This is a genomic window from Ruminococcus sp. RTP21359st1_H3_RTP21359_211015, assembly GCF_040909065.1.
GTDB lineage: Bacteria > Bacillota > Clostridia > Oscillospirales > Ruminococcaceae > Hominimerdicola > Hominimerdicola aceti.
The window spans coordinates 80,515-107,234 of the sequence record NZ_JBDGDD010000002.1 but is presented as its reverse complement, the minus strand read 5'-3'; the positions used below and the strand labels follow the sequence as shown (position 1 = coordinate 107,234).

The following is a 26,720-nucleotide window of genomic DNA, read 5'->3' as shown; positions in this document are numbered from 1 at the left end:
TCTTCCTTTCGTGGGCGGAGTTCTCAAAGGCTCTCACCACAGTTCTCAAATTTAGTACAGAGATATGCAATAGCGTGGTCAATTAAGGTCAAGTAGTGGTCAACTAAGTTACAAGAGAGCGGCAGAGACTTTGAAATCCAGCAGAACCGCAGTTCTTGTAACTCAATCCAAACGCCGTATTTACGGCACTTTTTGAAGAAAAGGATAATTTAAGTGAAGATGCCTGAATACCAGTTCTGGGTTAGCCGAACATTCGGGGTAAACTCAAAGAGATAATTTCATTCTCATTTATCAAACCGTTTCGCAGAAATGCGAAGCGGTTTTTTTATACCCGATCCTAACTGTCAAAATGCACAACCAAAACATCCGTTCGTTGTCAATTTAGCTGAATATTCCCCTGCTTATTGTAAATAACAGCAAAATATGATATAATTATTACTGATAAATTAACTTTTAGGAGATAACTGCTATGACGAATGAATACATAAAACCGCCCGTTGAAATACGCTACAAAAATGAACTTGACGCCTTGAAAAGTGTTGATATTGGCAAAAAGCCTGAAAATTGGGTGCTGTCGCCAAAGGCAGTGCGAACATTTATATTAGGCGGAATCATCAAAACTTCCGATGGCAAAATGCAGATAAAGCGTAAATTCTATGGCAATGACGCACTTGTTGAGCGCTGTATAATCACCCTAGCTGGAAACCGCGGACTTATGCTGGTGGGTGAGCCAGGCACTGCTAAAACTATGCTCTCTGAGCTTCTCTCTGCTGCCTGCTGCGGCATAAGCACGAACACAGTTCAGGGTACGGCAGGAACTACCGAGGATATGATAAAATATAGCTGGAACTATGCCATGCTTCTTTCAAAAGGTCCATGCCGTGAAGCCCTTGTGCCTGCTCCCCTGCTCATAGGCATGGAACAAGGCATTTTCGCACGATTTGAGGAAATAACTCGTACCCCTGCAGAAATCCAGGATAGCCTTATTTCTGTAATGAGCGACCAGATACTCAATATCCCTGAGCTTGAAAACGAAGGACTTGTTTTCGCCAAGCAAGGATTTAATATAATCGGTACTGCAAACACTCGTGATAAGGGCGTAAATGAAATGTCAGGTGCTTTGAAAAGGCGTTTCAATTTTGAGACTGTCGAGCCTGTTCGTGACGTAAGACTCGAAAAAGAGATCATTATCCGTGAAGCACAAGACCTTGCAAAAACAGGTCATATCGACCAGCCTATAGACACCGACGCTGCTGAACTTCTTGCTGTCACATATCATGAGCTTCGTGAGGGCGTTACCTCAGAGGGAACAAAGCTTGAAAAACCAAACGCCGTTATGAGTACAGCCGAAGCTGTGTCCGTTTTCTATCAAACTATGAGCAGTGCATATTATTATGGTGACGGAAAAACTGATCTCAAAGAGCTTACGCAGAATCTTTTAGGAGCAGTTTGTAAGGAAAACAAAGACGACCTTGAAAAGCTCAAAAGCTATTTCAGGATCGCTGTTAAGGAAAAAAGTGCAAGTGAGGGAGGCATATGGACAGAATATCTGGATACAGCCAAGTATCTGAAATAATACCTTTTGACTATTCTCAGCCATTTCTGCTTTTTCCTGTAAGACACCACAGCCCTGTCTGCTCGTGGCAGCTCATCAGAGCAATTAAAGAATATCAGCCCGATGTCATACTTATAGAGGGTCCTGAAAACGCCAATGATATGATAGGTGTGTTGACGGACGAGAGAACTAAGCTCCCTGCGGCTTTCTATTATTACTATAAGGACAGAAAAAAGCTCATCAATGATGAAGCCGAGGACTATAAATGCTACTACCCTTTTATCTATGCTTCACCTGAGTATAACGCTCTGAAAACAGCCGCAGCCATGGATATAGAAGCACGCTTTATAGATCTTCCCTACAGCGAGATACTTATTACCACCGCAGAAAATAAAGGCCTTCGCAGTAATAAGGACAAACACAGCTACACTGATGACAGCAGACTTATATACAGCAAATTCTGCAAAAAGCTTTGCGAGAAAACAGATCTAAGGACCTTTGAAGAGTTCTGGGAGAAGTATTTTGAGATAGAGGGACTCAGACTATCTGTACAAGATTTTGTACAGCAAATGTACACCTACTGCATTATCACACGAAATGACGAAACAGAAGATGATCTTGCGGCAGACGGCACTCTTGCAAGAGAAAACCATATGGCTCTGCGTATCAAAGAAGCACTTAAAGATAACAAAAAAGTCCTTGCTGTAACAGGTGGATTCCACAGTTTGGGACTTTATGAGCTTTTGAAAAGTGATAATATCCAAAAAGAAAAGCTTCACAAGCTCTCTCAAAAAGATGAAGGCTGTTTCCCTGTAGCTTATTCTTATGAAGCAGCAGACGCTCTCAGTGGATATGCCGCTGGTATCCAGCGTCCTTATTTTTATGATTGCGTGATGAACAAGCTAATCCACTGCGATGACCCGGCAGGTGTTTACAGCGACACAGTTCTTGACCTGCTCATAGGTACAGTGAGAGCCTGTGATAAACATGATATCCCAGTGTCAATGGCTGACGCTTCCGCAGCGCAGTCTATGATGAGTGGACTTGCCGCACTTCGTGGCTGTCATGAATGTGGACTTTACGAGCTTGAGGACGCCATAACCTCGTCATTTATCAAGGGAGAGAAAACAATATCCTCCGCCCTGCCTATCGACCTTATGCACAAACTTGCCACAGGCGACAAGACAGGTCATATAGGTGATATAAACCACGTTCCTCCGCTTATCGCTGATTTTGAAGAACAGTGTAAAAGGTTTCGACTTAAAATAAAAACAGTTACCCCTAATAAGACGGAAGTTTCACTTTTTACCACTGCAAACGGCATGGAACTAAGCAGATTTTTCCACAGAATGGTGTTTCTAGGCACAGACTTTGCCCAGCGAACAAAAGGACCTGATTTGCATAGGCGAAAAGACAGAAGCCGTGTCCGTGAAGAATGGGTATACAAAAAAGTTCCTGCCACAGACGTTGCACTCATAGACCATACTGCCGACGGCTTCACCATTGAAGAAGCCTGCCGCACCTGTGCTTCAAGAACACTTCGCCATGAAAAGCACTGTGATGTTGCGGCGCATATCCTTGTGGACTGCTTCCAAATGGGCTTAGAACTCTCTGATGATGACAAAACTTGTGCCGAGAACATTCTTAACTCAGACGGTGACTTTTTCTCTGTAGGCAGAGGTCTAAGGCATTTTATCACTCTTATGGAACTCCAACAGCTTTATAATACCGAGTTTTCCGCCGCAGAAAATTGTGCAAAGCGGTGCTTGACAAGGATAATCACAGCACTGCCTGATATGGCGTCGGTGAAAGACGACCACATTGCAGAATGTGCAGCGATAATGTACGCAGTGCAGAAAGCTGTCACTGACGGCTTTAGAGAATATCGTCAGGACTATGAAAACGCCCTGCTTTCTCTCTGCGGCAAATCTGATAAAGACCCATTTGTTTACGGCACAGCACTTGGCATACTTTACGCCTTTGACCCCCACCGCCGCAAGCTTGCTGAACAGGCAATGTCAAGCTATCTCAAAGGCGATAGGAATGTTCAGATACAAGGAGCGGAGTTTCTTCACGGACTTTTCAATGCCGCCCGTGATATCATCATGACTGACGATTCTTTCATCAGAATGACAGACACGCTTATCTGCGGACTTGACTATGACGATTTTATAGAGATACTTCCCTCCATGAAGCTTGCTTTCAGTTGTTTCACCCCCTATGAAATACAGCAAACAGCCACCGCTGTCGCAAAGCTTTATGACGCTGACAGTGCTGAGCTTCTTGTGGAAAAACCTATGAACGAAAGACTATATAGCTTCGGTGGGAAAATAGATAAAGAGATACTCAAACTTTTGTCTGAGGAGGAAAAGCCATGACAGATGAAAACAAAGCCATATTCGTCAACCGCTGGCGGCTCGTGCTGGGCGGAATGTCTGACAAAAGCCTTTCCTTTACCGGTGACAAAGCAGAGATAACAACGTTTCAGGATATGGAAAAGCTACTCGATTATCTCTATAGCCGTGCGCAAGGTGACGATGTAAGGAACGAGAACAGCAGGCAAGGCGGTCAGGGTGGCAGTGTGCTAAACGCCGCAGAATGGATAACAAAAGTCAGAACGCTTTTTCCAAAGCAGACCGCTGATGTGCTTGAACGTCAAGCTTTGGAAAGGTTCAACATGACCGAGCTTCTTACCGATAAAAAGGTTCTTGAAGAAATGAAGCCTGATATAGCGCTGCTTAAAACTATCATTCAGCTCAAACATCTCATGAACGGCGAGGCATTGCAGGCGGCTGTAAAAATAGCAAAACAGGTGGCAGACGATATCAAACAAAAGCTTGATATGACCATAAAGCGAAGCCTTACAGGCAGGCTTGATAAAAACACATCGTCAGTTATGAAATGCTATGCAAACCTCGATTTCAAAAAGACTATCCGCCGAAACCTGAAAAACTATGACAAAACAAGCAACCAGCTTATACTGAAAGATATCTATTTCAGTGGACGTGTGAAAAAGCATAACAAAAAGCGCATTATCATAGCCATAGACGAAAGCGGTTCAATGCTCGGTTCAGTCATCTATAGTGCAGTAATGGCGCAGATAATTTCCGAACTGCCATTTGCAGAGGTGAAGCTCATCATATTTGATACAAGCATCGTTGACCTCTCAGACCATGCAGACGACCCTGCTCAGACAATAATGAGCGTTCAGCTTGGGGGAGGAACGGATATTGCAAAAGCCCTTACCTACTGCGAAAGCCTTATCGTTACGCCCCGTGACACTTGCGTTATCGTGGTAACAGACCTCTACGAGGGTGGCAGTGAAGCACAGCTTATGAACGTCAGCAAAAATATAATCACAAGCGGCGCACATCTCTCATTCCTTACCGCCCTTGATGAAAATGCCGACCCTGCCTATGACAAGGCGACAGGTCAGAAGCTTGCAGATATGGGCTCATTCGTTGGCGGTCTTACCCCTGATAAGCTTGGGGATTACATCGGAAAAATATTTGCATAGGAGATGACATCTTGGACGTGATCGATAAACAGCTTGACATTGCAAACGAACAAACGCTTATTGAGCTTTCAAACAAGGGCATTTACAAACGTGCGTTGAAGGAATCCAAAAACATGACCCTTTCGGCTGAAAAAATCCATGAATGTTACATAGTAAAATTAGGCGGTGAAACCTGCACCATAAAATCACCTCTTGATGAAAGTCAATGCAGTTGTATTTCAAGAGGAATGTGCAGGCACATTATCACAGCCATACTGCTTTTGAAAGCACAGCTTCCACAGTACGACGGCGAGGATATCTCTCCAGAGATCATAACCTCCGAGCCTGAACAAGCAAAAATTGAACTCCCCGACCAACCTGAAATAAATTCGCTTTCTCAGGATACCCAGAAAAAGATAAAAGGATGTGCCGAACAGTGCATAAAAATAATGTCTGGAATATTTACCCGAGGTCTTGTAAGATCCGAAGAGAGCGACCCCGATAATTTTGAGCTTGCCGCAGTTTCCTGCCACGCTTTGAGAATGGCTGAGGCAGAAAGACAAATGCGTGAACTTGGCAGCCGACTTAAAGACTGTGTTTCAAGGCGAGCTTCATTCAGTCCGCAGGTATTCACTCACAAAATGTTTGAATATACCGACAGCATGAACAAGCTTATAAAAGCCGACATCACAGAAGAAATGCTCGGCACCTTCCGCAGAGAATACACCGACTATGAAGGGACACTCCGACTCCTGCCTATAGGCACAAGAAATGTCAGTGGCGAATACACTGGCTGTATCTACTATTTTCTAAATAAAGACAGAACTTCGCCCCAGCGCTTTTTTACCTACAGCGATCTGCGCCCCACTTTCTATGAAAGAAAGTCAAGACGATTTGCCGAAAGCACAACTGTATGGGACCTTGACAGCTCTCTAAACAGCTATATGTGTACAGAGCTGAAGCTTGAAAACGCCAAGGTGAGCATGGGGCATTTGTCCTCATCGTCAAAGACCAACGCCATAGGCGCAGGTCCTGCACAGCTAAACTGTTTTGCCCTCCGTGAGCTTATTGTCAGCGATTTCAAAGAGCTTGCGGAAAAGATCTCCGCAAACAAAAGCGACGAGGAGACCGACCGACTTTATTTCGTTCACCCCAAAGAGTGCGTCGCTTCATGTTTTGACAAGCACACTCAACAGCAGATTTTTATTATAAAAGACGGCTGCGATAGACAAATATCTGTCACCGCAAAATACACAGCAGAAAATCGTGAATTTATTTCCACGCTTGAAACCATAGGTGGCAAAATGCTAAAAGAAAAGCACAAAAACTACGTCCTGCTGGCTCAGGGGTATATCGACCACGGCAGGCTAACGCTTTTCCCAATAGAGGTCTATGATTTTATTGATCCGCCTGACAATGTTCTTGTACCCGTCGAGAATGATACAGTCCAAGACTATGGAATGTGTAGCGAGCTTCTTGACGCCACCGAAGAAACCGACAAGAGGATAGTCACGGCAATGGAGTGCGGAGTGAACTCTGTTATCGCAGACGAACACGCTCAAAGCATACGCCAATGCGGACTTGAAGAACTTGCAAAACGTTATGAATGCTTCACAAAGCTGTGCGAAACTGCAAGACACACCACCGCAGACAAAAGCCTTGATATCTTCACTGCCGCAGGCAACACAATGCGGTATATCAGACTTTGCACACAAAAATTAGCACTGTTCAGTGCGATAAATAATATGGAGGAGAAAAAATGATCTACAACGAAAGCACCAAAAACTTTATAAAGCTTGAAACCGCCCTAAAGGAGCTTGGATTTGACCAGCAGACCATAGACCTTGCCCTTGAATATCTTGACATCACAAAGCCAAGAAACAATGACCTGATGAGAAAAATTACAACAAGATACTATCCAAAACTCATGCAGTATAGTTATCGTGAAAAGCTTATCAAAGCTGTAAAAAGTGAGATATCAGGTTCAGATAGTGATGAGCTTAAAGACCGCTATATTATTTTCAGTTCAATGGCAACGGGTCCATATTTCCGATATATGACAAATGCGTTGTCTGGCAATGCCTATATATATTCCGAAAACAAGGCTATGTACATGAAGCCGCTCACTGATTTTTATGGTGAAAACGCAGAAGCGGTCTGGATATCAACCGAGATCTCAAACCGCTCAAATGATTCTATCAGTGTTTTCACTGTAAATCATCCTATCTATTCCGCAGACGATGCCATAAGAACATTCAACTTCGTTAGCCCTGACGATATCATAGCACAGCTTCTCCTTTGCGTTTACGCATTGGACGCAACCGAGCTGCCTAAAAAGAGCCTGCTCGGCAAAACAAAAATTCCTGATACAGCCGCAATTGCCATAAAAAAGCTTTGCAAAGTGGTCGAAAAAAAGCCCCAAACAACTACAGCCGTTTTCTGTCTTTTTCTTGCCGCATATGCAGAAGCGTCATATTTTGTAAAAGAATATCGTGCATTTTTCGATAAAAACATTGTGAAATATTACGACGATCTTACCCAAGGGCTGATATATATGAAGCTTTCCACCAACAGGATATTCGACCTTATCGAAGCTCAACCACAGTGTCTTACAGATAGATACATTCTGCACTTTGTCAAATCCCCTGACAAAAATGGGAATTATCCAGCGCAAATGGTAAAGCTCGCAAAAGATCACCCACAGCTTTTCATAGAAACAATGAAAAACGCTCCATTTGACACAGCGATCACAATGGAGAAAATGCTCAAATCCACCGACCCTAAATATAACGCAGAAGCAATTGGTCTTAAAGCTACCCATCAGGAACGTATCGCCAAACTTATTGCCGAACATTTCAAGCACAGTGACGAGATATACGCATATATCATGGGCAAAGCAGAAATAGACACGATACTCCCCTTTGCAGACGAAGAAGCCTGCGAGGGCAGGCATAAGAAAATGTACTATATTGTTGCATATGGAGAGGACGATTTTATTATCCGCTGTATCGCCGCCCTTTCCATAGGAGCGTCTAAAGATACAAGTGACCCCCTCCAACTTATAGGCAACGATCTTTATTATAACACCGAGTTCACCGTCCGTGCAATGGTAAGATCAGGTCTACCGATAGATATAATTATAAGATCCCTTGGCTGGCAGATAGAAAGCTCTTACTGTAAAGAAGTCATCATCAATAAGATAACCGCTATCATGCCAGAATTTAAAGACAAAGCCACCTTTATTGACGTAAGCAAAATGGCTGTGTCCAGCCGACTTTTGTATATAAGGCTTCTTGATATCGCAGACAGCAACAAGTACAAAGACGAATTTTTTGCCATTTGCGACGATAACAGTAAGGTAATAAAAGCAGAGCTTGTGAAAGTTATATCCGCCCACAAGGATTGGCACGATGATGTTTGCAAACTTCTTGCTCAGAAAAAATCAGCCAAGCGTGAAACTGCACTTATGATAATCGAAAATCAAGGTACTGACGCCTACCGCACAGAGCTTGAAAAAGCCTATGCCACAGAAAAATCCGACAAACTAAAATCGAAAATATCTGAACTTTTGGGCAGCGAAGCAAAGCCTACCGAAATATCAGATGAAGACCTTGTGACTGCGCTCACCAAAGGCACAAAAAGTAAGAAAGTTCTCTGGCTTTTTGAACAGCCTTTTGCACCTATTCACTTCACCGATGATACAGTCGCAGAGGATATCTATTTGCAGGCTCTCCTGCTTACATACGCAAACGCCGACGAAGGTATCCTCCCACCCGAGGGCAAGGCACTTGGCCAGAAGCTCAAATCTGACGAGCTTGAAACATTCGCCCTTGAAGTCCTGAGCCGCTGGCTTGAAAAAGGTGCAGAAGCGAAAACAAAGTGGGCAATGTATTTTGCGGCCATCTACGGCGGTGATGAAGCAATAAATTGCCTGACGGATTACATAAAAGAATGGTCGAAACAGTCATTAAATATGCGTGTTGCCCTTGCGGTTAAAGCCGTCAATGCCTTAGCTCTGAACGGCAGTTCCTATGCACTTATGACTGTAGACAATATTTCAAGAAAATATAAGAGTCGTGCGGTCAGAGCTGCCGCAGTTGACGCACTTGCCAATGCCGCTAAACAGCTTGGCTTGACAACGCAGGAGCTTGCGGACAAGATAGTACCTGACATGGGCTTTGACGAGAAAATGTGCCGCACCTTTGATTTTGGAAGCAGAAAATTCTCCGTTTATCTCACTCCACAGCTTGATATAGAAATATTCGAGGGCGAGAAAAAGCTTAAAAATCTCCCTAAAATAGGCGTTAATGACGACCCTGCCATCGCAGAAAAGGCTACTGCTGATTTCAAGGAAATGAAAAAGCAAATGAAAACTGTTATTGACGCACAGAAACAGCGTCTTGAATATGTGCTTATGCTTGACCGTAAGTGGACAGCAGAAGCTTGGAAAGCTCTCTTTGTAAAAAATCCTCTCATGCACTGCTTTGCGATAGGTCTTATATGGGGTATTTACGAAAATGGCTGCCTTAAAACTTCGTTCCGTTATCTTGACGACGGCAGCTTTACAAACTCAGATGATGATGAGATAGAGCTGTCCGAGGTTATGCAGATAGGGCTTGTTCACCCGCTGGAGCTTACTGAACATGAAAAAGAAGCTTGGCTGGAACAGCTTGATGATTACGAGATAATACAGCCATTCGACCAGCTAAAAAGAAAGGTATACAAAGTAGCGGAAATCGATAAGAATAAGACCGCCTGCGAGCTCTTCAAGAATACCGAGATAACGAACACCACTCTAGTCAACCACATGACCAAAGCAGGCTGGTATAAAGGTCAGGCACAGGACGCAGGCTTTTTCTATGAGTTCATAAGAAATGATATCTCAGGCAAGGAGAAAGATCCCGACGGCAAGCTCGTCAACATAGGCATGACCGCCGAGCTTAAATTCTCAGGAACATACATCGGCTATTACGAGATAGAGGACGTGACCGTGGAAGAGCTTTACTTCCGACTTCCCGATGCTGCATACAATGACAACATGAAACTTGGCGATGTCAGTCCAAGATACTACAGCGAAGTTGTCTTACAACTAAAAAAAGCTATAAACAAGTAGGCATAACAAAAGGCAGTTCTGATTTTTTCAGAGCTGCCTTTTACTTATTTATTTTCCACAGGAAGTCCGTGATCTCCTGCAATGTGTCTGCCTGCCCTGTTCACACAATATATGCAAACAGGAACTATGTACAAGCAAGCCGCTATCCATGCCGCCTGATCTGTGAAGCAGATTGCAAGATAACCGAATTTCGGCACAAATATCATACTTACAGAAATTCGAGCTATCATTTCCGTCACTCCTGAGAATATAGCAAGTCCAGAATATCCCAGGCCCTGCGTACACATTCTGCAGGTGTTGAGTATACCGAGCGTCCAATAGAAAAAGCCTGCGTAGAAAAGATATTTGGCTGAAGCAGTAAGCACTGCTGCGTCTGACTTATTCACAAAGATAAGCGAAAGCTCTCTGCCGAAGAATATAAGTACAATACCGGCTATTACTCCATATGTCATGCCAACGCCAACTCCAATGCGTATACCCTTTTTGATACGCTTGAGATTTCCTGCACCGAGATTTTGGCTTGCAAAAACAGATGCACCTGTTGCAAAAGCGTCATAAGGACACATTGTGAACTGCTTTATCCTTGCCCCAGCAGTGAATCCAGACACATAAATGCTTCCAAGCTTGTTGTTAGCCGACTGCATAACCATTGAGCCGATAGCCGTTATGGAATATTGAAGTCCCATAGGAAAGCCCATTATTATAAGGTTCAGCACCGCAGGCTTTGACATCACTCTGTCCTCTTTGTTAAGTTTCAGCACGCTGACCTTTTTCATGATAAATACAGCACATAGTATTCCGCTTATCGCCTGAGCAACGACCGTAGCGATAGCCGCACCCATGCAGCCCCACCTGAACACGATAACACACACAAGGTCAAGTGCAATGTTCAAAACCGTTGATATAGCAAGAAATACAAACGGCGTTTTGCTGTCACCAACAGAACGCAATACGCTTGAAAGCAGGTTATACAAAAGTGTGAACGGTATGCCAAGAAATATCACCAGAAGATATTTATATGCGTCATCAAAAATATTCGACGGAGTTGAAAGAAGCTTCAATATCTCACTACAAAGCACCGCACAAACTGCAGTCAACACAAACGCAGTAACGGCGGTTATAACAATAGAATTGTAAAAATACTGTTTCAGCTTTTTTATGTCCCCTGCTCCGAAATGCCTTGCAATAGGCACGCCAAAGCCGCAGGCTGTTCCCATGCAGAAACCAAGCACCAAAAACTGCACACTGCTTGAAGCTCCGACACTTGCAAGAGCATCAGAACCAAGAAATCTTCCCACGATGGCAGCGTCAATAAGATTGTATGTCTGCTGTAACAAATTTCCTAAAAGCAGAGGAAGCGCAAAGCTCATTATAAGCTTGAACGGACTGCCCATTGTCATGTTTTTTGTCATTACTTTTCCTCCAAAAATCTAACTATCACATTTATCATCTTTAATTTTTACTATCACATTCTATCATCAATATATGAAAAAATCTATAACACAAATTAAATTTACTTTTGTGATTTTAAACAAATATAATAACAAAAAAACATACATATTGCACATAAAAAGGCAAGCATATTTCAGCCTGCCTTTGTGTAGCTTACGCTTTATACGTTAAATCTGAACAGAACGATATCGCCGTCCTGCATAACGTAATCCTTACCCTCAAGACGAACAAGACCCTTTTCCTTAGCCGCCGTCATAGAGCCACAGCTCATAAGATCGTCAAATGAAACAACTTCAGCTCTGATGAAGCCCTTTTCAAAGTCAGTGTGTATCTTTCCTGCCGCCTGTGGAGCTTTAGTGCCCTTTTTGATAGTCCAAGCTCTTACCTCAGGTTCGCCTGCTGTCAGGTATGAAATAAGACCAAGAAGCGAATAGCCCTCCTTGATTATTCTGTTAAGACCTGAAGTTTCAAGACCGAGGTCTGCAAGGAACATTTCCTTGTCCTCATCGTCCATGTCAGATATCTCAGCCTCTATCTGCGCGCATATCGGGAACACAGCCGAGCCTTCGGCTTTTGCAATCTCGCAAACTTCCTTGTAATGCTCGTTGCTTTCGATATTGTTTCTGAAATCATCTTCGCAAAGGTTAGCCGCATAGATAACAGGCTTAAGTGAAAGAAGCGGTGTTTCTTTAAGTATCTCCAGCTCGTCCTCTGTCATGTCATAAGAACGTGCAGGCTTGCCGCTTTCAAGATGCTCTTTGAGCTTTTCAAGGAACTCTACAGCGGAAGTAAGAGATTTGTCGCCTTTCATTGCCTTTTTAGTTCTGTCAAGCTTTCTCTCGATAAGCTCAACGTCAGAGAAAATAAGCTCCAAATCTATAGTTTCAATGTCTCTGCGAGGATTGATAGAGCCGTCAACATGAATGATGTTAGGGTCGTCAAAACATCTTACAACGTGAACGATAGCGTCCACCTCTCTTATGTTTGAAAGAAATTTGTTTCCAAGTCCCTCGCCCTTTGAAGCACCCTTTACAAGACCTGCAATGTCAACAAATTCAAGTGTTGCAGGAGTAAACTTTACAGGGTGATACATCTCAGCCAGCTTGTCAAGTCTTTCATCAGGCACCGAAACAATGCCCACATTCGGTTCGATCGTGCAAAACGGATAGTTCGCAGATTCTGCACCCGCATTTGTGAGTGCATTAAAAAGTGTTGATTTTCCTACGTTAGGAAGTCCTACCATGCCAAGTTTCATATCAATATACGCCTTTCGTTAAAATTTTACGCCATCATGGTCAAAATCATCTTCATCATCATCAAAGTTATAATCATCATAATACTCGTCAGGGTCAAAATGATCGTTACAGCCACCCTTGTCTATCTTGTTATTACAACCGATAGTAACGCCTTTCTTGATAGGCGAAACAAACAGACCAATTATAACGCCAAGGAGAAAAAGTGCAAGGCCTTTCCAAAAATAGCTTACTGTGCAGTTATTTTCAGTATCGCAGTTTTCTTCAAAAATATCCATAATAATACCTCCGTCTATTCTACTGATTTTAAAGATTCTACCATATCTATCTTTTTAAGCTTGAAATGAAGAACCAAATTAACTATAAATGCAAATGCCAATGTGAGCAATGCACCAAGCACATACGCCCACCAAACAAGCTGTCTGTTGAACAGCACAAGGTCGACCTCAGAAGTTATCACAACAAAATAGTGCAGTATCTTTCCTGCCGCAAGACCTACGATAATGCCCACAAGCGTCGATATCAGATTTTCTCTGTAAATATACGCTGAAGTCTCACCGTCATAGAATCCAAGCACTTTTATTGTCGCTATCTCACGAACACGCTCAGTTATGTTTATGTTTGCCAAATTGTAAAGCACCACAAACGCCAAGCCTCCCGCGCAAACGATGAGCAAAATAACAATAGCGTCAAGGCTGTCCACAGAATTAAGGAAACCTCTGCTTGAATCATTTTTAAAGCTTATTCCATAAAACTCGTCATTTGAAATAAGCTGTTCCTTGAAAGAGTTTTCATCAGTGTCTTTCTTTAGGTCAATAAAAGAAAGATTATAAACAGGCTTCTCACCGTATACACTTTCAAAATCATCAGGAGTGATGTAAATATAATGCAAAGCATAGTTCTTGCTTACTCCGCCTATCTTGAACTCTTTCTCCTCATGACCACTGAGCTTTATAGTAATAGTGTCACCCGTTTTCAGGTCAAGAAGCTTTGCAAGCTTTTGTGTTATGATAACAGAACCGCTTTTCACTTCAAGATTTGATCCATTCTCAGCAGATACAAGATCGATATAATCTCCCATATTTTCAGGAGTTTTCGGCACGATCATAGAAACAGACTGGTTTTCACTTTCATTTTCTGCAATGCCATCTGTACTCTGCATAAGCATAGATTTGTCTACCTGTGCGATACTGCTTATCTTGTCCTCCAATTGTTTCTCGTCAAAATCAGCTGAATTAAGTACCGCAATACCATCATACAGAAATATCTCATTGAATTGCTTTTCGGCAATAGTCTTTATAGAATATTTCAAACCAAAACCAGTGACTATCAGCGCCGTACAGCCTGCCACTCCCACAATTGTCATAAAGAAACGCTTTTTATATCTCAGCAAATTTCTCACAGTGACCTTTGCAAGAAAGTCAAGCCGATTCCATATAAAATCCACACGCTCCAGCAAAACACGCCTGCCATTCTGCGGTGGCTTTGGACGCATAAGCTGTGACGGCTGTGACTTAAGCTCTTTGATACAAGCGTAAAGCACCGCCGAGCAAGTGCAAATAACCGACACCACCAAGCAAAGCACCATATAAACAGGCTTGAACGGAGTGTCAATATCAGGAATGTTATATAAAATATTATAGCAACTATAAATTATCTTCGGAAAGATCTGCAATCCGACAATAACGCCTATGCAGCTTCCTGCTGATGCCGCTGTTGCTGCATAGAAAAGATACTTTCCAGCTATTCTTGCCCCACTGTATCCTAAAGCCTTGTATGTACCTATCTGCGTTCTCTGTTCCTCTACCATTCTAGTCATTGTGGTCAGGCATACAAGCGCCGCCACAAGAATAAAGAACACAGGAAACACCTTTGCAATAGAGTCGACCTTCTGAGCGTCCCCATAAAAGGAACTATAATCAGAGCTAGCCTCAAATCTGTCATACTGATAGAATGCAGGCGTTTTAACGGCTTCAAGTTCTTTTTTCGCTCCGGCTATCTCATCTTCTGCCGCCGCAAGCTGACCATTATATTCATCAAAAGCCGCCGTACTTCCTGTCTTTTTGTCTTGAAGAAGCTTTCCTGCCACTTCTTCAAGCTGTTGTGCTTTTAAAAGCTGTGACCTTGCAAGATACTTTGTACTAGAACCACTCTGTTCAGCCTTATCATAAGCCTCCTGAGCTTCCTCAACCGACTTCTGCGCCGTTGTCAAAAGCTCCGTAAGCTGATTTTCGTCGCAGGCAAGCGCCTGTTTCAAGATGTCAACTTTCTCCTGAGCGACGTCAATACTGTCCTGAGCGTCACTGCTTAGTTTTTCAAACCTTGCGTTCACACTGTCCTCAAAAAACTCCACCGCCTGAACGCTCTTATCTTTCACAGCCTGCTTGTACTCGTCGGAAAACGGGTCAAGCTCGTCAGTGCCTTTGAATTTCACATAAAGCTCTGTGTAATAATCGCACACAAACTCGCTCTCAGGCACAAAAACGTTGCTTACCACAGTTCCGTTGCCCACTGTGGTCGCATCACGCTCATAGCCGATATAAAGCGGTGAAGCCACAATACCTACTATCCTGTATGTGTCAGTTGCCAAAGTATCAGTTATATTTTTTGACGAGTCAGGCTCGTTGATCTTTATCTCTCCGCCCACCTTAAAGGTGTCAGGTGAACTCATTTTTACCTCTACTGCGCACTCGCCTTTTTTTTCAGGAAGCCTGCCCTCTAGTAAAACAGGCTTATCAAGATTATTAGGGCTGTTCTCATCAACAACATTGTTGAAGGACATAAATTTCAGCACAAGGTTTTGATTTTCATGATAGTAGAAAACGTCCTTAGAATATCCCGCCATAACGCCCTGAACATCATCAGCTTTTTTCACAGCCTCAACGTCCTCAGACTTAACGCCTATAGACGACATTAGCTTAATATCCATAAGTCTGTTATCACTGAAATATTTCTCCGCCGTGTCTATCATATCAGGCATAGTCGCCTTGATACCAGAGAAAAAACCACAGCCAAGGAGAACTATCAGAAAAATAGAGAGAAATCTGCCCAACGAGTGCCTTATCTCTCTGACAGTATCCTTTTTCAATGCACTTTTCATGACAGACCTCCCCTTTGTAATATCATTCTTCCCCGTCACTATCCGAAAAATCATCAAGACCTATCCTGCCCGATAGAATAAAATAAACAATCGCCGCAAGGACAAAAACGACAGGAGCAAAAATTATAATAGCTTTTTTAGCCCACTCAACCCCCAACGCTCACGCAAGCATAAGACCCAGCACTCCTGAGATATCAAAAAACAAGATACAAAAATACGTCCTAAGTGCCGATACCGCAGGTGCAGTGTCCCCATCGGGGTCAGCTTTATCACTGAAAATATTTATCCTGCCTGCTGAAAACACAAGCAGAATAAACACCGCCATAGCAAGAAGACTCAGCACAAGATCCACCACATAAGGCTTTGTCCTGCCTGCCGTCATGCCCACTATCAGCACAAAGCAATCACACCCCATGCAGAACACTAGAGCCGCCGTATTTACCACCGTAAGCACAAGCTGAAAAGGCGTAAAAGGAACTTTTTTCATTTTATCTTAATCGCCGAACATTTCCTTAGAAAGCTTGCCAAGCTTCTCACAGCCGTCGATTATCTGTTTGTCTGTAGGAGTTGAGAAGTTCAATCTGAATGAAGCTGTCTTGTCAGACTCGCTTACCATGAAAGCATTGCCCGGAACAACGGCTACCTTATATTCTGCAACAGCCTTTTTGCAGAAACCAGTCATGTCACTGCCCTCCGGAAGAGTACACCAAATAAACAGACCACCCTCAGGTCTTGTGAACTTGATCTGTGAAGAGAAATTCTTCTCGATCTGCTCTATCATAAGTTCGAGCTTATGCTTGTAGATCACTCTAAGCGAAGCAAGATGTGCTTCAATATCATTGTCCTTCATGAAGTTGTAAGCCAGCATCTGCGCCCAGATGTTTGTATGTACGTCAGCCACCTGCTTGCAGACAACTATCTTTCCGATTATCTCCTTTGGAGCGGAAATGTAGCCAACTCTGATACCAGGAGCAAGTATCTTCGAGAATGTTCTTGAATACATAACAAGACCGTCCTTGTCCATGCTCTTGATAGACGGGATAGCCTCACCCTTTATTCTCAGGTCACCGTATGGGTTATCTTCAAGTATCATAACGCTGTACTTCTTAGCAAGCTCGTAGATAGCCTTTCTCTTTTCAAGAGAAGTTGTAAGACCAGTAGGATTCTGGAAGTTAGAAATAATGTAGAATACCTTTACCTTGCCTGTAGCGAAAGCCTCTTCAAGCTCTTTCAGGTCAACTCCGTCTTCATGAAGCGTGATACCCTTAAGCTCAACATTGTAAGACTTAAACGCATTAAGTGAGCCTATAAAGCTTGGAGCTTCACAGCAAAGAATGTCGCCTGGGTCGCAGAGAACTTTACAAGCAAGCTCGTTAGCCTGCTGAGCACCGCTTGTGATGATAAGATCATCTCTCTCAGGGTCAAATTCACCCTTCTTTTCAAGCTCTTTCTTAAGGAGATCTCTCAGCGGAGTGTATCCCTCTGTAAGGCTGTACTGGAGTGCGCCGATAGGATTTTCCTTGAATATCTCTTCTGATATTCTATTAAGCTCGTCCACAGGGAATGCCTCAGGAGAAGGATTGCCTGCTGCAAATGAAATTACCTCTGGGTCAGAAGTAAATTTAAGTATCTCTCTGATAGCAGAAGCCTGCAAATGAGAAACCTTTTCTGAAAACTTATAAGTCATATCTTTTTTACCTCTTTTTCTTAAATATACATAATATGATTATATCACATTTTTCCTATAAAATAAAGTGTTTACGCAAACTTTTTTTTAGTATTAGCACCCTAAGCTCTATTTTTGTGCAATTTAAACAACTGCATATCCACCTGACATATGGACAAACCGTAATAAAACCCACCATAACAGCATAAGATCATATAAAAACAAGTCAGAAAGCAGGTTGACAGATGAAAAGACAAGGCTTTATAAAAGGCTCAGCAATATTGCTTGCAATGGTTCTGATAACAAAAATTCTGGGACTTCTCTATAAGATACCTCTTACTAATCTTCTGGGCGGCACAGGCATGGGATATTTCGCTTCAGCATTCTCAGTTTTCACACCAGTTTTCGCAATAGTCGTTTCAGGTATCCCCTCCACCATGGCTCGCCTTACCGCTGAAAACTATGCCCTTGAACGCTTTTCAAATATGCGTCATTCCAAGCGAACTGCATTTTTTCTTTTCACGATTATCAGCACAGCCGCAGCTGCAGTAATGATACTCACCTCAGATTTTCTGTCACGCAATGTAGTCGGCGAGCCAAGTACAAAATATGCTCTCATGTGCGTTGCCCCATCTATTATTTTCTGTACCATTATGTCAGTGGAACGCGGTTACTGTGAGGGCTTGCAGAATATGATACCGACCGCTGTATCAGAAGTGATAGAAACCCTTTTCAAACTTATCCTAGGTCTTGGTTTCGCCTACGGACTAATGTATCATATCTCCGATATGTATGATAAAACAGGCATGATATTCGGCACAGCCTATGAAAACTCACGTCAGGCAGCCTCCGCTGCACTTCCATTTATAGCTGCCGCAGCTATCCTAGGTTCGTCCATAGCCTCTGCGATCGCCTGTCTGTATATTCTCATATCAGGCAAGATCAAAGGCGACAGCGTAACAAAGCAAATGCTTCAAAGAGATACCATAACAGACCCCACAGGAGCAACAGCCAAAAAGCTTATCGTCTGCTGTCTTCCGATCGCACTTATCTCAGTAATAATGACCTTTGCCAACATGATAGATATGCTCACTGTCAATCCGTGTATCAAAGCCGCCATGAAAGGTTCTCCACACACATTTGACAACCTGCTCTCTGACAAGCTCACCACCGATATGCTCCCGAACTTCATTTACGGCTCTTATACTGGTCTTGCAGTGACAGTTTTCGGTCTTGTTCCGACCATCACCGCAATGTTTGGCAAAAGCATACTCCCCTCACTTGCCGAAAGCTGTGCCAAAAACGATAAAAAAGCCATGCAGTCAGGCCTTACAAAAATGCTCATCGTCACCAGTATCATAGCCATACCCGCAGGCATGGGCATCGCAGTTTTGTCAGAACCTATCCTGCGTTTTCTTTTTGGAGGCCGTGAAACTGAGATACAGGTCTGCATAATGCCAATGTCCATACTAGGAATAGCAGTAATATTCCTTGCCATAGCAACTCCCTGCTTTGCTATCCTGCAAACTCTGGGAAAACCTCACAAAGCCATAATAATTATGTTGGCAGGTGGAATTATCAAGCTATTTCTGAACATTATACTTATAAGACAGCCCATAATAAATATATCAGGAGCAGCTATTTCTACTCTTGTATCAGAGGTTTTCATATGCGTCCTATCCGTACGCTCAGTTTGCAAAATGACGGATCTAAAACCAAAAGTGAGCGAAATTTTCGTAAAGCCCACCTACGCCGCTATTATGTGCAGTGTGACAGCCATTTTGTCACACGAAACACTTACGAAAATAGCCCATTTGCAAATAAATCATAGATTTGTGACCCTTTTTTCTATAGAAATTGGTAGCACAATGTACTTTTTTTGTTTATATTTATTGTGCGAAACGCCGAAAAATATTGTAAATTGCATATTTTCAAAAAAAAATCCGCAAAACCCTTGAAATTTTGAGCAAAATGGTTTATTATTAATAAGCACCCTTTTGGAAAGGTAATGATGTAATGAGCGATAAAATTAAGGAATTGCTTGCTAAAGACAGCTTTGATATCAATGATCTTGCGGATATCGTGGTAATTCTCAGAAGCGAGAACGGCTGCCCGTGGGATAAAGTCCAGACCCATAAGTCTATCAAGAAAGATTTTCTTGAAGAAGTCTATGAGGTCATGGAAGCAATTGACTGTGACTCTCCTGAAATGATGAGAGAAGAACTTGGCGACGTTCTTTTGCAGGTGGTTTTCCATACAGTTATCGAGACCGAAAACAACAATTTCAGACTTGACGATGTTATAACTGATATCTGTAAAAAGCTTATCATCAGACACCCACACGTTTTCGGAAGCGTAGAAGCTGACAACGTTGAAACAGTGCTTAAAAATTGGGACACTATCAAGAAAGAAACCAAGGGACAGGAAACTTATTCCGATACCCTTAAAAGCGTTCCAAAGAACTTTCCTGCACTTATGAGAGCTCAGAAGTTAAGCAAACGTGCCGCAAGAGCAGGTATCGAGTATGACAATGCTCATGATATCAGCGCACTTGAAAATGCTGTTAAGGCTCTTGAAAACGGTGCTGACAGTGATAAAGCTGTAGTTGCAAAACAGCTTGGTGAGATAATGTTCACTTGTGCTTCACTTGCAAGAAAGCTTGACCTTGACGCTGAAGAAGTGCTGACGGATACAAATAATAATTATATCGAAAAGTTTGAGAAAACAGAAAATGCTGTAAGGCAAAACGGGCAGGATATGACCGCCCTGAGCATAAATGAGCTTGACGCTTATTGGCGAGAGCAAAATGAATGAATAACTTTATTCGTTAAAAATAATTTGGAGGTAAAAACAATGACAAAGGCAGAACTGATCAATCTTATCGCAGAAAAGGGCGATTATTCAAAGAAGGACGCTGAGAAGGCACTTACAACTGTTATTGATTCTGTATCAGAGACACTTGCTAACGGCGAGAAGATCTCACTGGTAGGTTTCGGTACATTCGAGGTTAGAGAGAGAGCTGAAAAGACAGCTATCAATCCTCGTACAAAGGAGCAGATCACTGTTGCAGCTAAGAAAGTTCCTGCATTCAAGGCAGGCAAGGCTCTTAAGGACGCTGTAAACAAGTAATCTAAAGCTTATGCCACTCAGACCTAGCCTGCGGGTTAGGTCTTTTTTACTACAAAGGAGGAAAATATGCGGCTTGATAAATACCTGAAAGTCACAAGACTTATTAAACGACGTACCATTGCAAACGAAGCTTGCGATGCAGGCAAGGTGCTTGTGAACGATAAGATTGCAAGAGCTTCATATGACGTGAAGGTTGGCGACATTATCACCATAAATATGGGTCAGAAGCCTGTCAAGGTGGAAGTTCTCAATGTCACCGAGTATGTAAAAAAAGAAGAAGCAGCCGAGAATTATCGTGTTATCAGCTAAAAAAGAGGACCGCTCAATGCGATCCTCTTAATTTTTTATCTATTATGCATTTTATGCATTTGCACTCAGATCATAATCTGACATATCAATATCAGAGAGATCGTAGTCATCATAATCATCATAATCACCATAGTCATCATAATCTGACTCAAGATCACCCTCTGCATTTACAAGCATATTGTAGACCTCGTCACCAAGAACTTTCTTTACATTAGCAACAAATCCATCACTGTCACAGCCTGCAAGGTATGTATTCATCTGATCGTCATTTGTCATGTCATAGATCTTGTCGCCTGACGGAACAGTGATATCAGAAGCCTCTGTCTTATTTCCTGTAACCGCCATTGTAACAAACTGCTTGCCGTTCATGCCAAACTCAACAGAAAGGTCAAGCTTGTCAGCAGTTGAAGCAGAAGCAAGCTCTACCCAGCCTGATACAGCCTGAGAATCAGATGTACCATTCACATCAAATCTAATAGTACCTGAAAATGCGTCACCCTCTTCTTTAAGGTCTTTGAGAGTCACCTCAGCTTCCATTGTGTCAAAGTTTATGCTCGGTGAAACTGCCATGGTAGGCTCAAGGGAAAGTCCACCGTCAGCAGAAGTCTTGTCAGCGTCTATATCTGAATCAGCCGCAGTTTCCATTTTCATTGTGAACTTGCCATTTGTAACACCGTCAACAGTATTTGCAGAACCCTTGAATGATGCACTGCCCTCACTGCCCATGTTAAGGCTAAAATCAACAGCCACAACGTCGTCCTTAAGAATGGTGTAAAGAGTTGCACCCTCGCCGTCTTTTTCAAGGCTAAAGCCCGCAAGATCGTCACCGCTGTAGTAAGCGCTAAATGTTGCAGTTTCGTCAAGATTATCACTTTCAAAAAGTGAATCCATAGAATCAAGATACTGTGAGATTATCTCATCATATGACATACCAAGCTTGTCAGCAACGCCTGCCTTGCTGAACATATCTTTAAGCGTAGCGTCGTCCTTAGCCTTGTCAAGAACAGCCTTAAAAGCAGCCTTTACATCATTGCCTGAGATAGTGTATTCCTTAGTTGTATAGCTGTACTCGTTTCCGTCAATGTCACCAGTCTTTTTCTCACCGTCAACAGGCTTAGGGAAAGAGTCCTCCATAACCTTCTTGTATTCCTCCAGATCCTTTTCAAGTGCGTCAGTATCAAAATCAACATCAGCGCCCTCAGCAGAATCAAAGAGAGAATCAAGGTCAATGCCCTGTGAAGAAAGCTCACTGCCTACCTTGTCTTTAAGGCTGTCAACGTTAACCATAAGATAAGCGTCAGAAAGCTCAGGTATCTGAACATAAGCCGACTTGTTATCTCTGGAATATACAGCATTAGCAGACACAAGATTATTTCCGCCATATGTCAGCGAAACATCTGCTGCAGTGTTGCTTCCCTTCTGCTTTGTAACAGTTGTCACAGAAATAGGCTGTAAGCTGACACCTGCCTTCTCTGTGAAGCCCTCGCCGAATGAAACAGTAGCCGTTGCGTTGTAAGCAAAATCAAGTTCGCCCTTGATAGCCTTTTCAGCCGTGCCAAGAGTGTTGTTTATATTATCTGCCACCTGAGTAATCTTAGCCTTGCCGCCCTCAGTTTTACCATCATTACTGTCTTTATTTACAAAATAATAGCCAAGACCTGAGCCAACTATGCTAAGACCCAAAACGCCTGCCAATACAGGTGTAAGCACCTTATTTTTTACCATTTTATTTCCTCCTTAAAGAAACTCATGTTTCTGTTCGTATTTAAAATATAACATACTTTTAACAATTTGTCAATAGACTAACATATTACAAATCAGCTACAAATACCCCTAAAATAACAAAAAGAGAGGCACAAGGCCTCTCTTCATCATATTCTCTTATCAGCCAAATTCAAATCCGCCAGCCCTTACTCTGTCAATAAAGTCCCCGAGAATATCAGTATTGGTTTTGGATACCGAGTGAAGCAAATAAATAGCCCCCGGGTGAGCCGCATTCACAAGCTTTTCAAGTGCCTGCCCCTCATCAGGCTGATTGTTCACGTCCCAATCAGCGTAAGCAAAGCTCCAAAGCTCAGTCTTATAACCGCAGTTTGCCGTCACTCCAAGAGAGAACTCCGAAAACTCGCCCATAGGCGGTCTGAACACTGTCATGGTATAATCATAGTTTTCCTCCATATACTTATGGAAATCCTTTATCTCCGACTCGCACTCAGCCTGTCCAAGCGTCGGCATAGAATAATGGTGTACCGAATGATTTCCCACAATATGCCCCTCGTCTATCATACGCTTCACAAGCTCAGGATTTTTCTCTGCATAATCCTGCAAAAGAAAAAACGTCGCCTTGACCTTTTTCTCCTTCAACACATCGAGGATCTTTTCGGTGTATCCGTTCTCATACCCCTGATCAAAGGTCAGATATATCTTGTCATCATTATTTATAGCCTTTGCGTTAAGCTTGCCGTATTGTGCATTAAAATCAAGCGCACCGGTCGTCCTGTTCTTCTCGTCCACAAGAACGCCTTGACCATATCCGACCTTGTCATGTGAAAGCCCCGAAAGATCTATCTTTTCCTTTGCGGTTTTCTTTCCCACAGCCACAGGCTCGATGACCGCCGAGCTTGTTCCCTCTGATGAATTTTCCTCACGCATTATCACTGTCCTGCCACAAGCACTAAGCGCTACAACCGCACAAATAAGTGCCATGCAATTTCTAATCTTCATATGAAGCCCTCCGTTTTCTTATCATCTTATACTATTATGTTCAGAAAACGGCTTTATACAAAAATACGTTTCAGGAAAATTCTGACGTAAAACAAAAAAGGCGGTAAAAACTACCGCCTTTAAATATCAGTTATGACTCAAGATAGGACTTCACCAATGCCTGCAAAAGTTCATCTCTGTCAATATGACGAATAAGACTTCTGGCATTATTGTATGTCGTTATGTAGGTCGGGTCCTCAGAAAGAATATAACCTACGATCTGATTAATAGGATTATAACCCTTCTCTTTCAGAGCGTCATATATAATTGTAAGTGTCTTTTTCAGCTCAGCCTCCTTGTCGTGCTGTACTGAAAATTCCATAGTTTGTTCGTGCATTATGCTCAGCCCCTCTGCAATGTATTAATATCAGCAATACGCCTGATATTATTATACTCCATTTGTTTCAAAATAACAAGTCAAAAAGCAAAATTTATGCACATTACACAAATCAAGCGCTATATTTTTTACATTCTGAGTTCAGCACCGATAGCCTTGAGAGCTTCAAGAACTTTCTTCATAGCCTTGTCAGCCTGCTCGTCAGTAAGCGTGCCGTCATGTGAACGCATTGAAATGGAGTATGAAACAGACTTCTTGCCCTTTTCGATCTGCTCGCCCTTGTAAACGTCAAAAAGCGTTACCTTTTCAAGTATCGAGCCAACAGCCTTGCTTATAGTCTTTTCAAGAAGAGCCGCAGGGATATCGTCATCACAAACGATAGACAGATCTCTTGTTGTAGCAGGATACTTAGGCAGTGGCTTATATGTCTTCTGAGCAACACAGCTTGCCATAAGCTCAGGAACATTTATCTTGCCCACATAAGCTCTTGCGTCAATGCCGTAGTTCTCAAGAACTCTTGGGTGAAGCTCGCCAAAAATGCCGATCTCCTCACCATTTACTTTAACAACAGCAACTCTGCCCGGGTGGAAAGCATAGAACTCGTCAAAGCTACATTCAGCAGTAGCCTTTTCAAATTCAACTTTCTGTGCGCCGAGCTTTGAAAGCAGTCCCTCAACAACGCCCTTAATGTCATAGAAATCAGCCTTCGTCTCAGTATCATAGAAACCAAAACCAAGTCTTTCAGGCTCGTTAGGAAGCACCTCTCCCTCAACAGGTATATACTCGTTTCCTCTCTCGAAGATATAGCACTCAGGGTTGCGGTAGCTGTAGTTTCTTGCAAGCACTTCACATACAGACGGAATGATAGTCGTTCTCATAACGCTGGTGTCCTCGCCAAGAGGGTTTGTGATAACAACTGTCTTTCTAAGTTTTGAGTCAGCAGGAAGATTTATCTTGTCAAAATACTTAGGCGAAATGAATGAGAATGTAGAAATCTCGTTAAGACCCATAGCGAGCATAGATCTCTGTATATGTCTGTCAAACTTCTGCGCCTCGGTGAGCTTAGCCTGAGCAACACCTCTAACGATAGTGTTTGGTATCTTGTTGTAGCCGTAAAGTCTAGCAACTTCCTCTGCCACGTCAGCCTTGCAGGCAATGTCCACTCTGTACCATGGCGAAACTACCTTGCCGTCCTTTATCTCAAAGCCAAGCCTTGTGAGATATTCAACCATGTCGCTCTCAGGTATCTCAGTACCAAGGAACTTATTTATCCACTCAGGGTCGAAATCAACCGTCTTAGGTGTCTCGTCCTCATAGTTCTCATCAATATAAGTCTTTACGACCTCTCCTGCACCAAGCTCCTCAACAAGCTGGAAAGCTCTCATAAGAGCCTCGTAGCACTCATGTGGGTCAAGACCCTTTTCATATCTTGCAGAAGCGTCAGTTCTCATGCCAAGCTTCTTGGCTGTAGTTCTTACGCTTGCACCGTCAAAGCAAGCAGACTCAAATACAACAGTAGTTGTATCGTCCATGATACCACTGTATTCGCCGCCCATAACGCCTGCAACTGCAACAGGTTTTTCAGCGTCAGCAATAACGAGCATCTCTTCTGAAAGCTCTCTTACCTCGCCGTCAAGAGTTGTGATAGTTTCTCCTGCCTTAGCGTTTCTGATGTTGATAGATGCGTCCTTAACATATCTAAGGTCAAAAGCGTGCATTGGTCTGCCGTATTCAAGCATAACATAGTTTGTGATATCAACAAAGTTGTTGATAGGTCTAACGCCGCAGCCTCTGAGTCTTTCTCTCATCCAACGAGGTGACGGACCTATCTTTACATTCTTTACGATACCGGCCATGTATCTCTTGCAAAGATCAGTGTTGTGTATCTTTACCTTGAGCATATCGTTGATATCTCCATCAATGCCCTTGAACTCAGGTTTCTTGACTTTCAGCTCTGTGCCGAAAGTAGCCGCAGTTTCTCTTGCAAGACCGATAACAGAAAGGCAGTCAGGTCTGTTTGAAGTTATCTCAAACTCAACAGTTGTGTCATTATATCCAATAGCTTCATGTATATCCTTGCCTACTGTCTTGTCGCAGTCATCACCAAGAATGAAAATTCCGTCCTCGATAGCATATGGGAAATCGTGAACAGAAAGTCCAAGCTCGCCCAGTGAGCAAAGCATACCGTTTGACGCAACGCCTCTCAGCTTGCCTTTTGTTATCTTCACCTGCTTGCCCTCATGGAGAACAGATGACTTGTGCTTTGCAACAGGCACAAAATCGCCCTCATGAACGTTCTGAGCGCCAGTAACTATCTGAACAGGCTCGTCCTCTCCCACGTCTACCTGAGTGATGAACATATGGTCAGAATCAGGGTGACGCTCCATAGAAACCACCTTGCCCACAACAACGTTAGAAATATCTTCGCCCTCCTGCTCAAAACACTCTACCTTTGAGCCTGAAAGCGTCAGAGCGGAAACAAAATCCTTTATCGGCATATCGCAGTCTACATAGTCTGCAAGCCATTTCATTGACAAATCCATTTAT

General features: G+C 42.9%; 19 protein-coding genes. 9 read left to right on the top strand and 10 right to left on the bottom strand.

Annotation, left to right across the window (positions count from 1 at the left end):
- Positions 1–469 precede the first annotated feature (469 nt).
- The 5 genes from AB5Z01_RS01220 to AB5Z01_RS01200 are packed head-to-tail and all read left to right on the top strand — an operon-like array spanning position 470 to position 10,164.
- A complete protein-coding gene (locus AB5Z01_RS01220; RefSeq protein WP_195220358.1) occupies positions 470–1,576 on the top strand; it encodes an AAA family ATPase in 1,107 nt (368 codons plus the stop codon).
- Complete coding sequence (locus tag AB5Z01_RS01215) at positions 1,537–3,933, top strand: DUF5682 family protein (protein ID WP_368365217.1); 2,397 nt, start codon at positions 1,537–1,539, stop codon at positions 3,931–3,933. The genes AB5Z01_RS01220 and AB5Z01_RS01215 overlap by 40 nt, the downstream gene beginning before the upstream one ends.
- Positions 3,930–5,072, top strand: a complete 1,143-nt coding sequence (locus AB5Z01_RS01210; protein ID WP_368365216.1) for a VWA domain-containing protein — start codon at positions 3,930–3,932, stop codon at positions 5,070–5,072. Before AB5Z01_RS01215 ends, AB5Z01_RS01210 begins: the two co-directional genes overlap by 4 nt.
- A gap of 11 nt (positions 5,073–5,083) precedes the next feature.
- Complete coding sequence (locus AB5Z01_RS01205; RefSeq protein WP_332008359.1) at positions 5,084–6,814, top strand: hypothetical protein; 1,731 nt, start codon at positions 5,084–5,086, stop codon at positions 6,812–6,814.
- Positions 6,811–10,164, top strand: a complete 3,354-nt coding sequence (locus tag AB5Z01_RS01200; RefSeq protein WP_195220351.1) for a DUF4132 domain-containing protein — start codon at positions 6,811–6,813, stop codon at positions 10,162–10,164. The genes AB5Z01_RS01205 and AB5Z01_RS01200 overlap by 4 nt, the downstream gene beginning before the upstream one ends.
- A 44-nt stretch (positions 10,165–10,208) precedes the next feature.
- Here the strand turns inward: AB5Z01_RS01200 and AB5Z01_RS01195 are convergent, their stop codons facing one another.
- The 6 genes from AB5Z01_RS01195 to AB5Z01_RS01170 all read right to left on the bottom strand — a co-directional run bounded on the left by AB5Z01_RS01195 (position 10,209) and on the right by AB5Z01_RS01170 (position 17,656).
- Positions 10,209–11,576 carry an MATE family efflux transporter gene (locus AB5Z01_RS01195; RefSeq protein ID WP_287215535.1) on the bottom strand — a complete coding sequence of 456 codons (1,368 nt, stop codon included), beginning with the start codon at positions 11,574–11,576 and terminating at the stop codon, positions 10,209–10,211.
- A gap of 200 nt (positions 11,577–11,776) precedes the next feature.
- Positions 11,777–12,871, bottom strand: a complete 1,095-nt coding sequence (gene ychF, locus AB5Z01_RS01190; RefSeq protein ID WP_117925166.1) for a redox-regulated ATPase YchF — start codon at positions 12,869–12,871, stop codon at positions 11,777–11,779.
- An 18-nt stretch (positions 12,872–12,889) separates the two neighbouring features.
- Positions 12,890–13,147, bottom strand: a complete 258-nt coding sequence (locus AB5Z01_RS01185) for a hypothetical protein (protein WP_022288215.1) — start codon at positions 13,145–13,147, stop codon at positions 12,890–12,892.
- A 14-nt stretch (positions 13,148–13,161) separates the two neighbouring features.
- The gene (locus AB5Z01_RS01180) at positions 13,162–15,969 is read right to left on the bottom strand and encodes an FtsX-like permease family protein (protein ID WP_287215539.1); all 2,808 of its coding nucleotides are present in this window, start codon (positions 15,967–15,969) and stop codon (positions 13,162–13,164) included.
- Positions 15,970–16,129: 160 nt separating this feature from the next.
- On the bottom strand, positions 16,130–16,456 hold the full coding sequence (locus AB5Z01_RS01175) for a hypothetical protein (RefSeq protein ID WP_368365215.1): 327 nt from the start codon (positions 16,454–16,456) through the stop codon (positions 16,130–16,132).
- 6 nt (positions 16,457–16,462) lie between these two features.
- Positions 16,463–17,656, bottom strand: coding sequence for a PLP-dependent aminotransferase family protein (locus tag AB5Z01_RS01170; RefSeq protein WP_022288218.1), 1,194 nt, complete (start codon positions 17,654–17,656; stop codon positions 16,463–16,465).
- 224 nt (positions 17,657–17,880) lie between these two features.
- Between AB5Z01_RS01170 and AB5Z01_RS01165 the strand changes: the two genes are divergently transcribed.
- From AB5Z01_RS01165 to AB5Z01_RS01150, 4 genes are all read left to right on the top strand, one after another.
- The gene (locus AB5Z01_RS01165) at positions 17,881–19,593 is read left to right on the top strand and encodes a polysaccharide biosynthesis C-terminal domain-containing protein (RefSeq protein ID WP_368365214.1); all 1,713 of its coding nucleotides are present in this window, start codon (positions 17,881–17,883) and stop codon (positions 19,591–19,593) included.
- A 58-nt stretch (positions 19,594–19,651) separates the two neighbouring features.
- Positions 19,652–20,449: a nucleoside triphosphate pyrophosphohydrolase gene (gene mazG, locus AB5Z01_RS01160; RefSeq protein WP_117864611.1), complete on the top strand. Its 798-nt coding sequence runs from the start codon at positions 19,652–19,654 to the stop codon at positions 20,447–20,449.
- A gap of 24 nt (positions 20,450–20,473) precedes the next feature.
- Entirely contained in the window at positions 20,474–20,764 is a 291-nt protein-coding gene (locus AB5Z01_RS01155) for an HU family DNA-binding protein (RefSeq protein ID WP_256319968.1), read from the top strand.
- A gap of 66 nt (positions 20,765–20,830) precedes the next feature.
- Positions 20,831–21,073, top strand: coding sequence for an RNA-binding S4 domain-containing protein (locus tag AB5Z01_RS01150; RefSeq protein ID WP_022288222.1), 243 nt, complete (start codon positions 20,831–20,833; stop codon positions 21,071–21,073).
- 51 nt (positions 21,074–21,124) lie between these two features.
- Here AB5Z01_RS01150 and AB5Z01_RS01145 read toward each other — a convergent pair whose 3' ends face one another.
- From AB5Z01_RS01145 to pheT, 4 genes are all read right to left on the bottom strand, one after another.
- Positions 21,125–22,798, bottom strand: a complete 1,674-nt coding sequence (locus AB5Z01_RS01145; RefSeq protein WP_287215545.1) for a DUF6583 family protein — start codon at positions 22,796–22,798, stop codon at positions 21,125–21,127.
- Positions 22,799–22,957: 159 nt separating this feature from the next.
- Positions 22,958–23,797, bottom strand: a complete 840-nt coding sequence (locus AB5Z01_RS01140) for a polysaccharide deacetylase family protein (RefSeq protein ID WP_287215546.1) — start codon at positions 23,795–23,797, stop codon at positions 22,958–22,960.
- A gap of 130 nt (positions 23,798–23,927) precedes the next feature.
- Positions 23,928–24,173 (bottom strand): IreB family regulatory phosphoprotein, encoded by a 246-nt coding sequence (locus AB5Z01_RS01135; protein ID WP_022288225.1) that lies wholly within the window; start codon positions 24,171–24,173, stop codon positions 23,928–23,930.
- Between the two features lie 128 nt (positions 24,174–24,301).
- Positions 24,302–26,716: a phenylalanine--tRNA ligase subunit beta gene (gene pheT, locus AB5Z01_RS01130; RefSeq protein ID WP_117928522.1), complete on the bottom strand. Its 2,415-nt coding sequence runs from the start codon at positions 26,714–26,716 to the stop codon at positions 24,302–24,304.
- Positions 26,717–26,720: the final 4 nt, after the last annotated feature.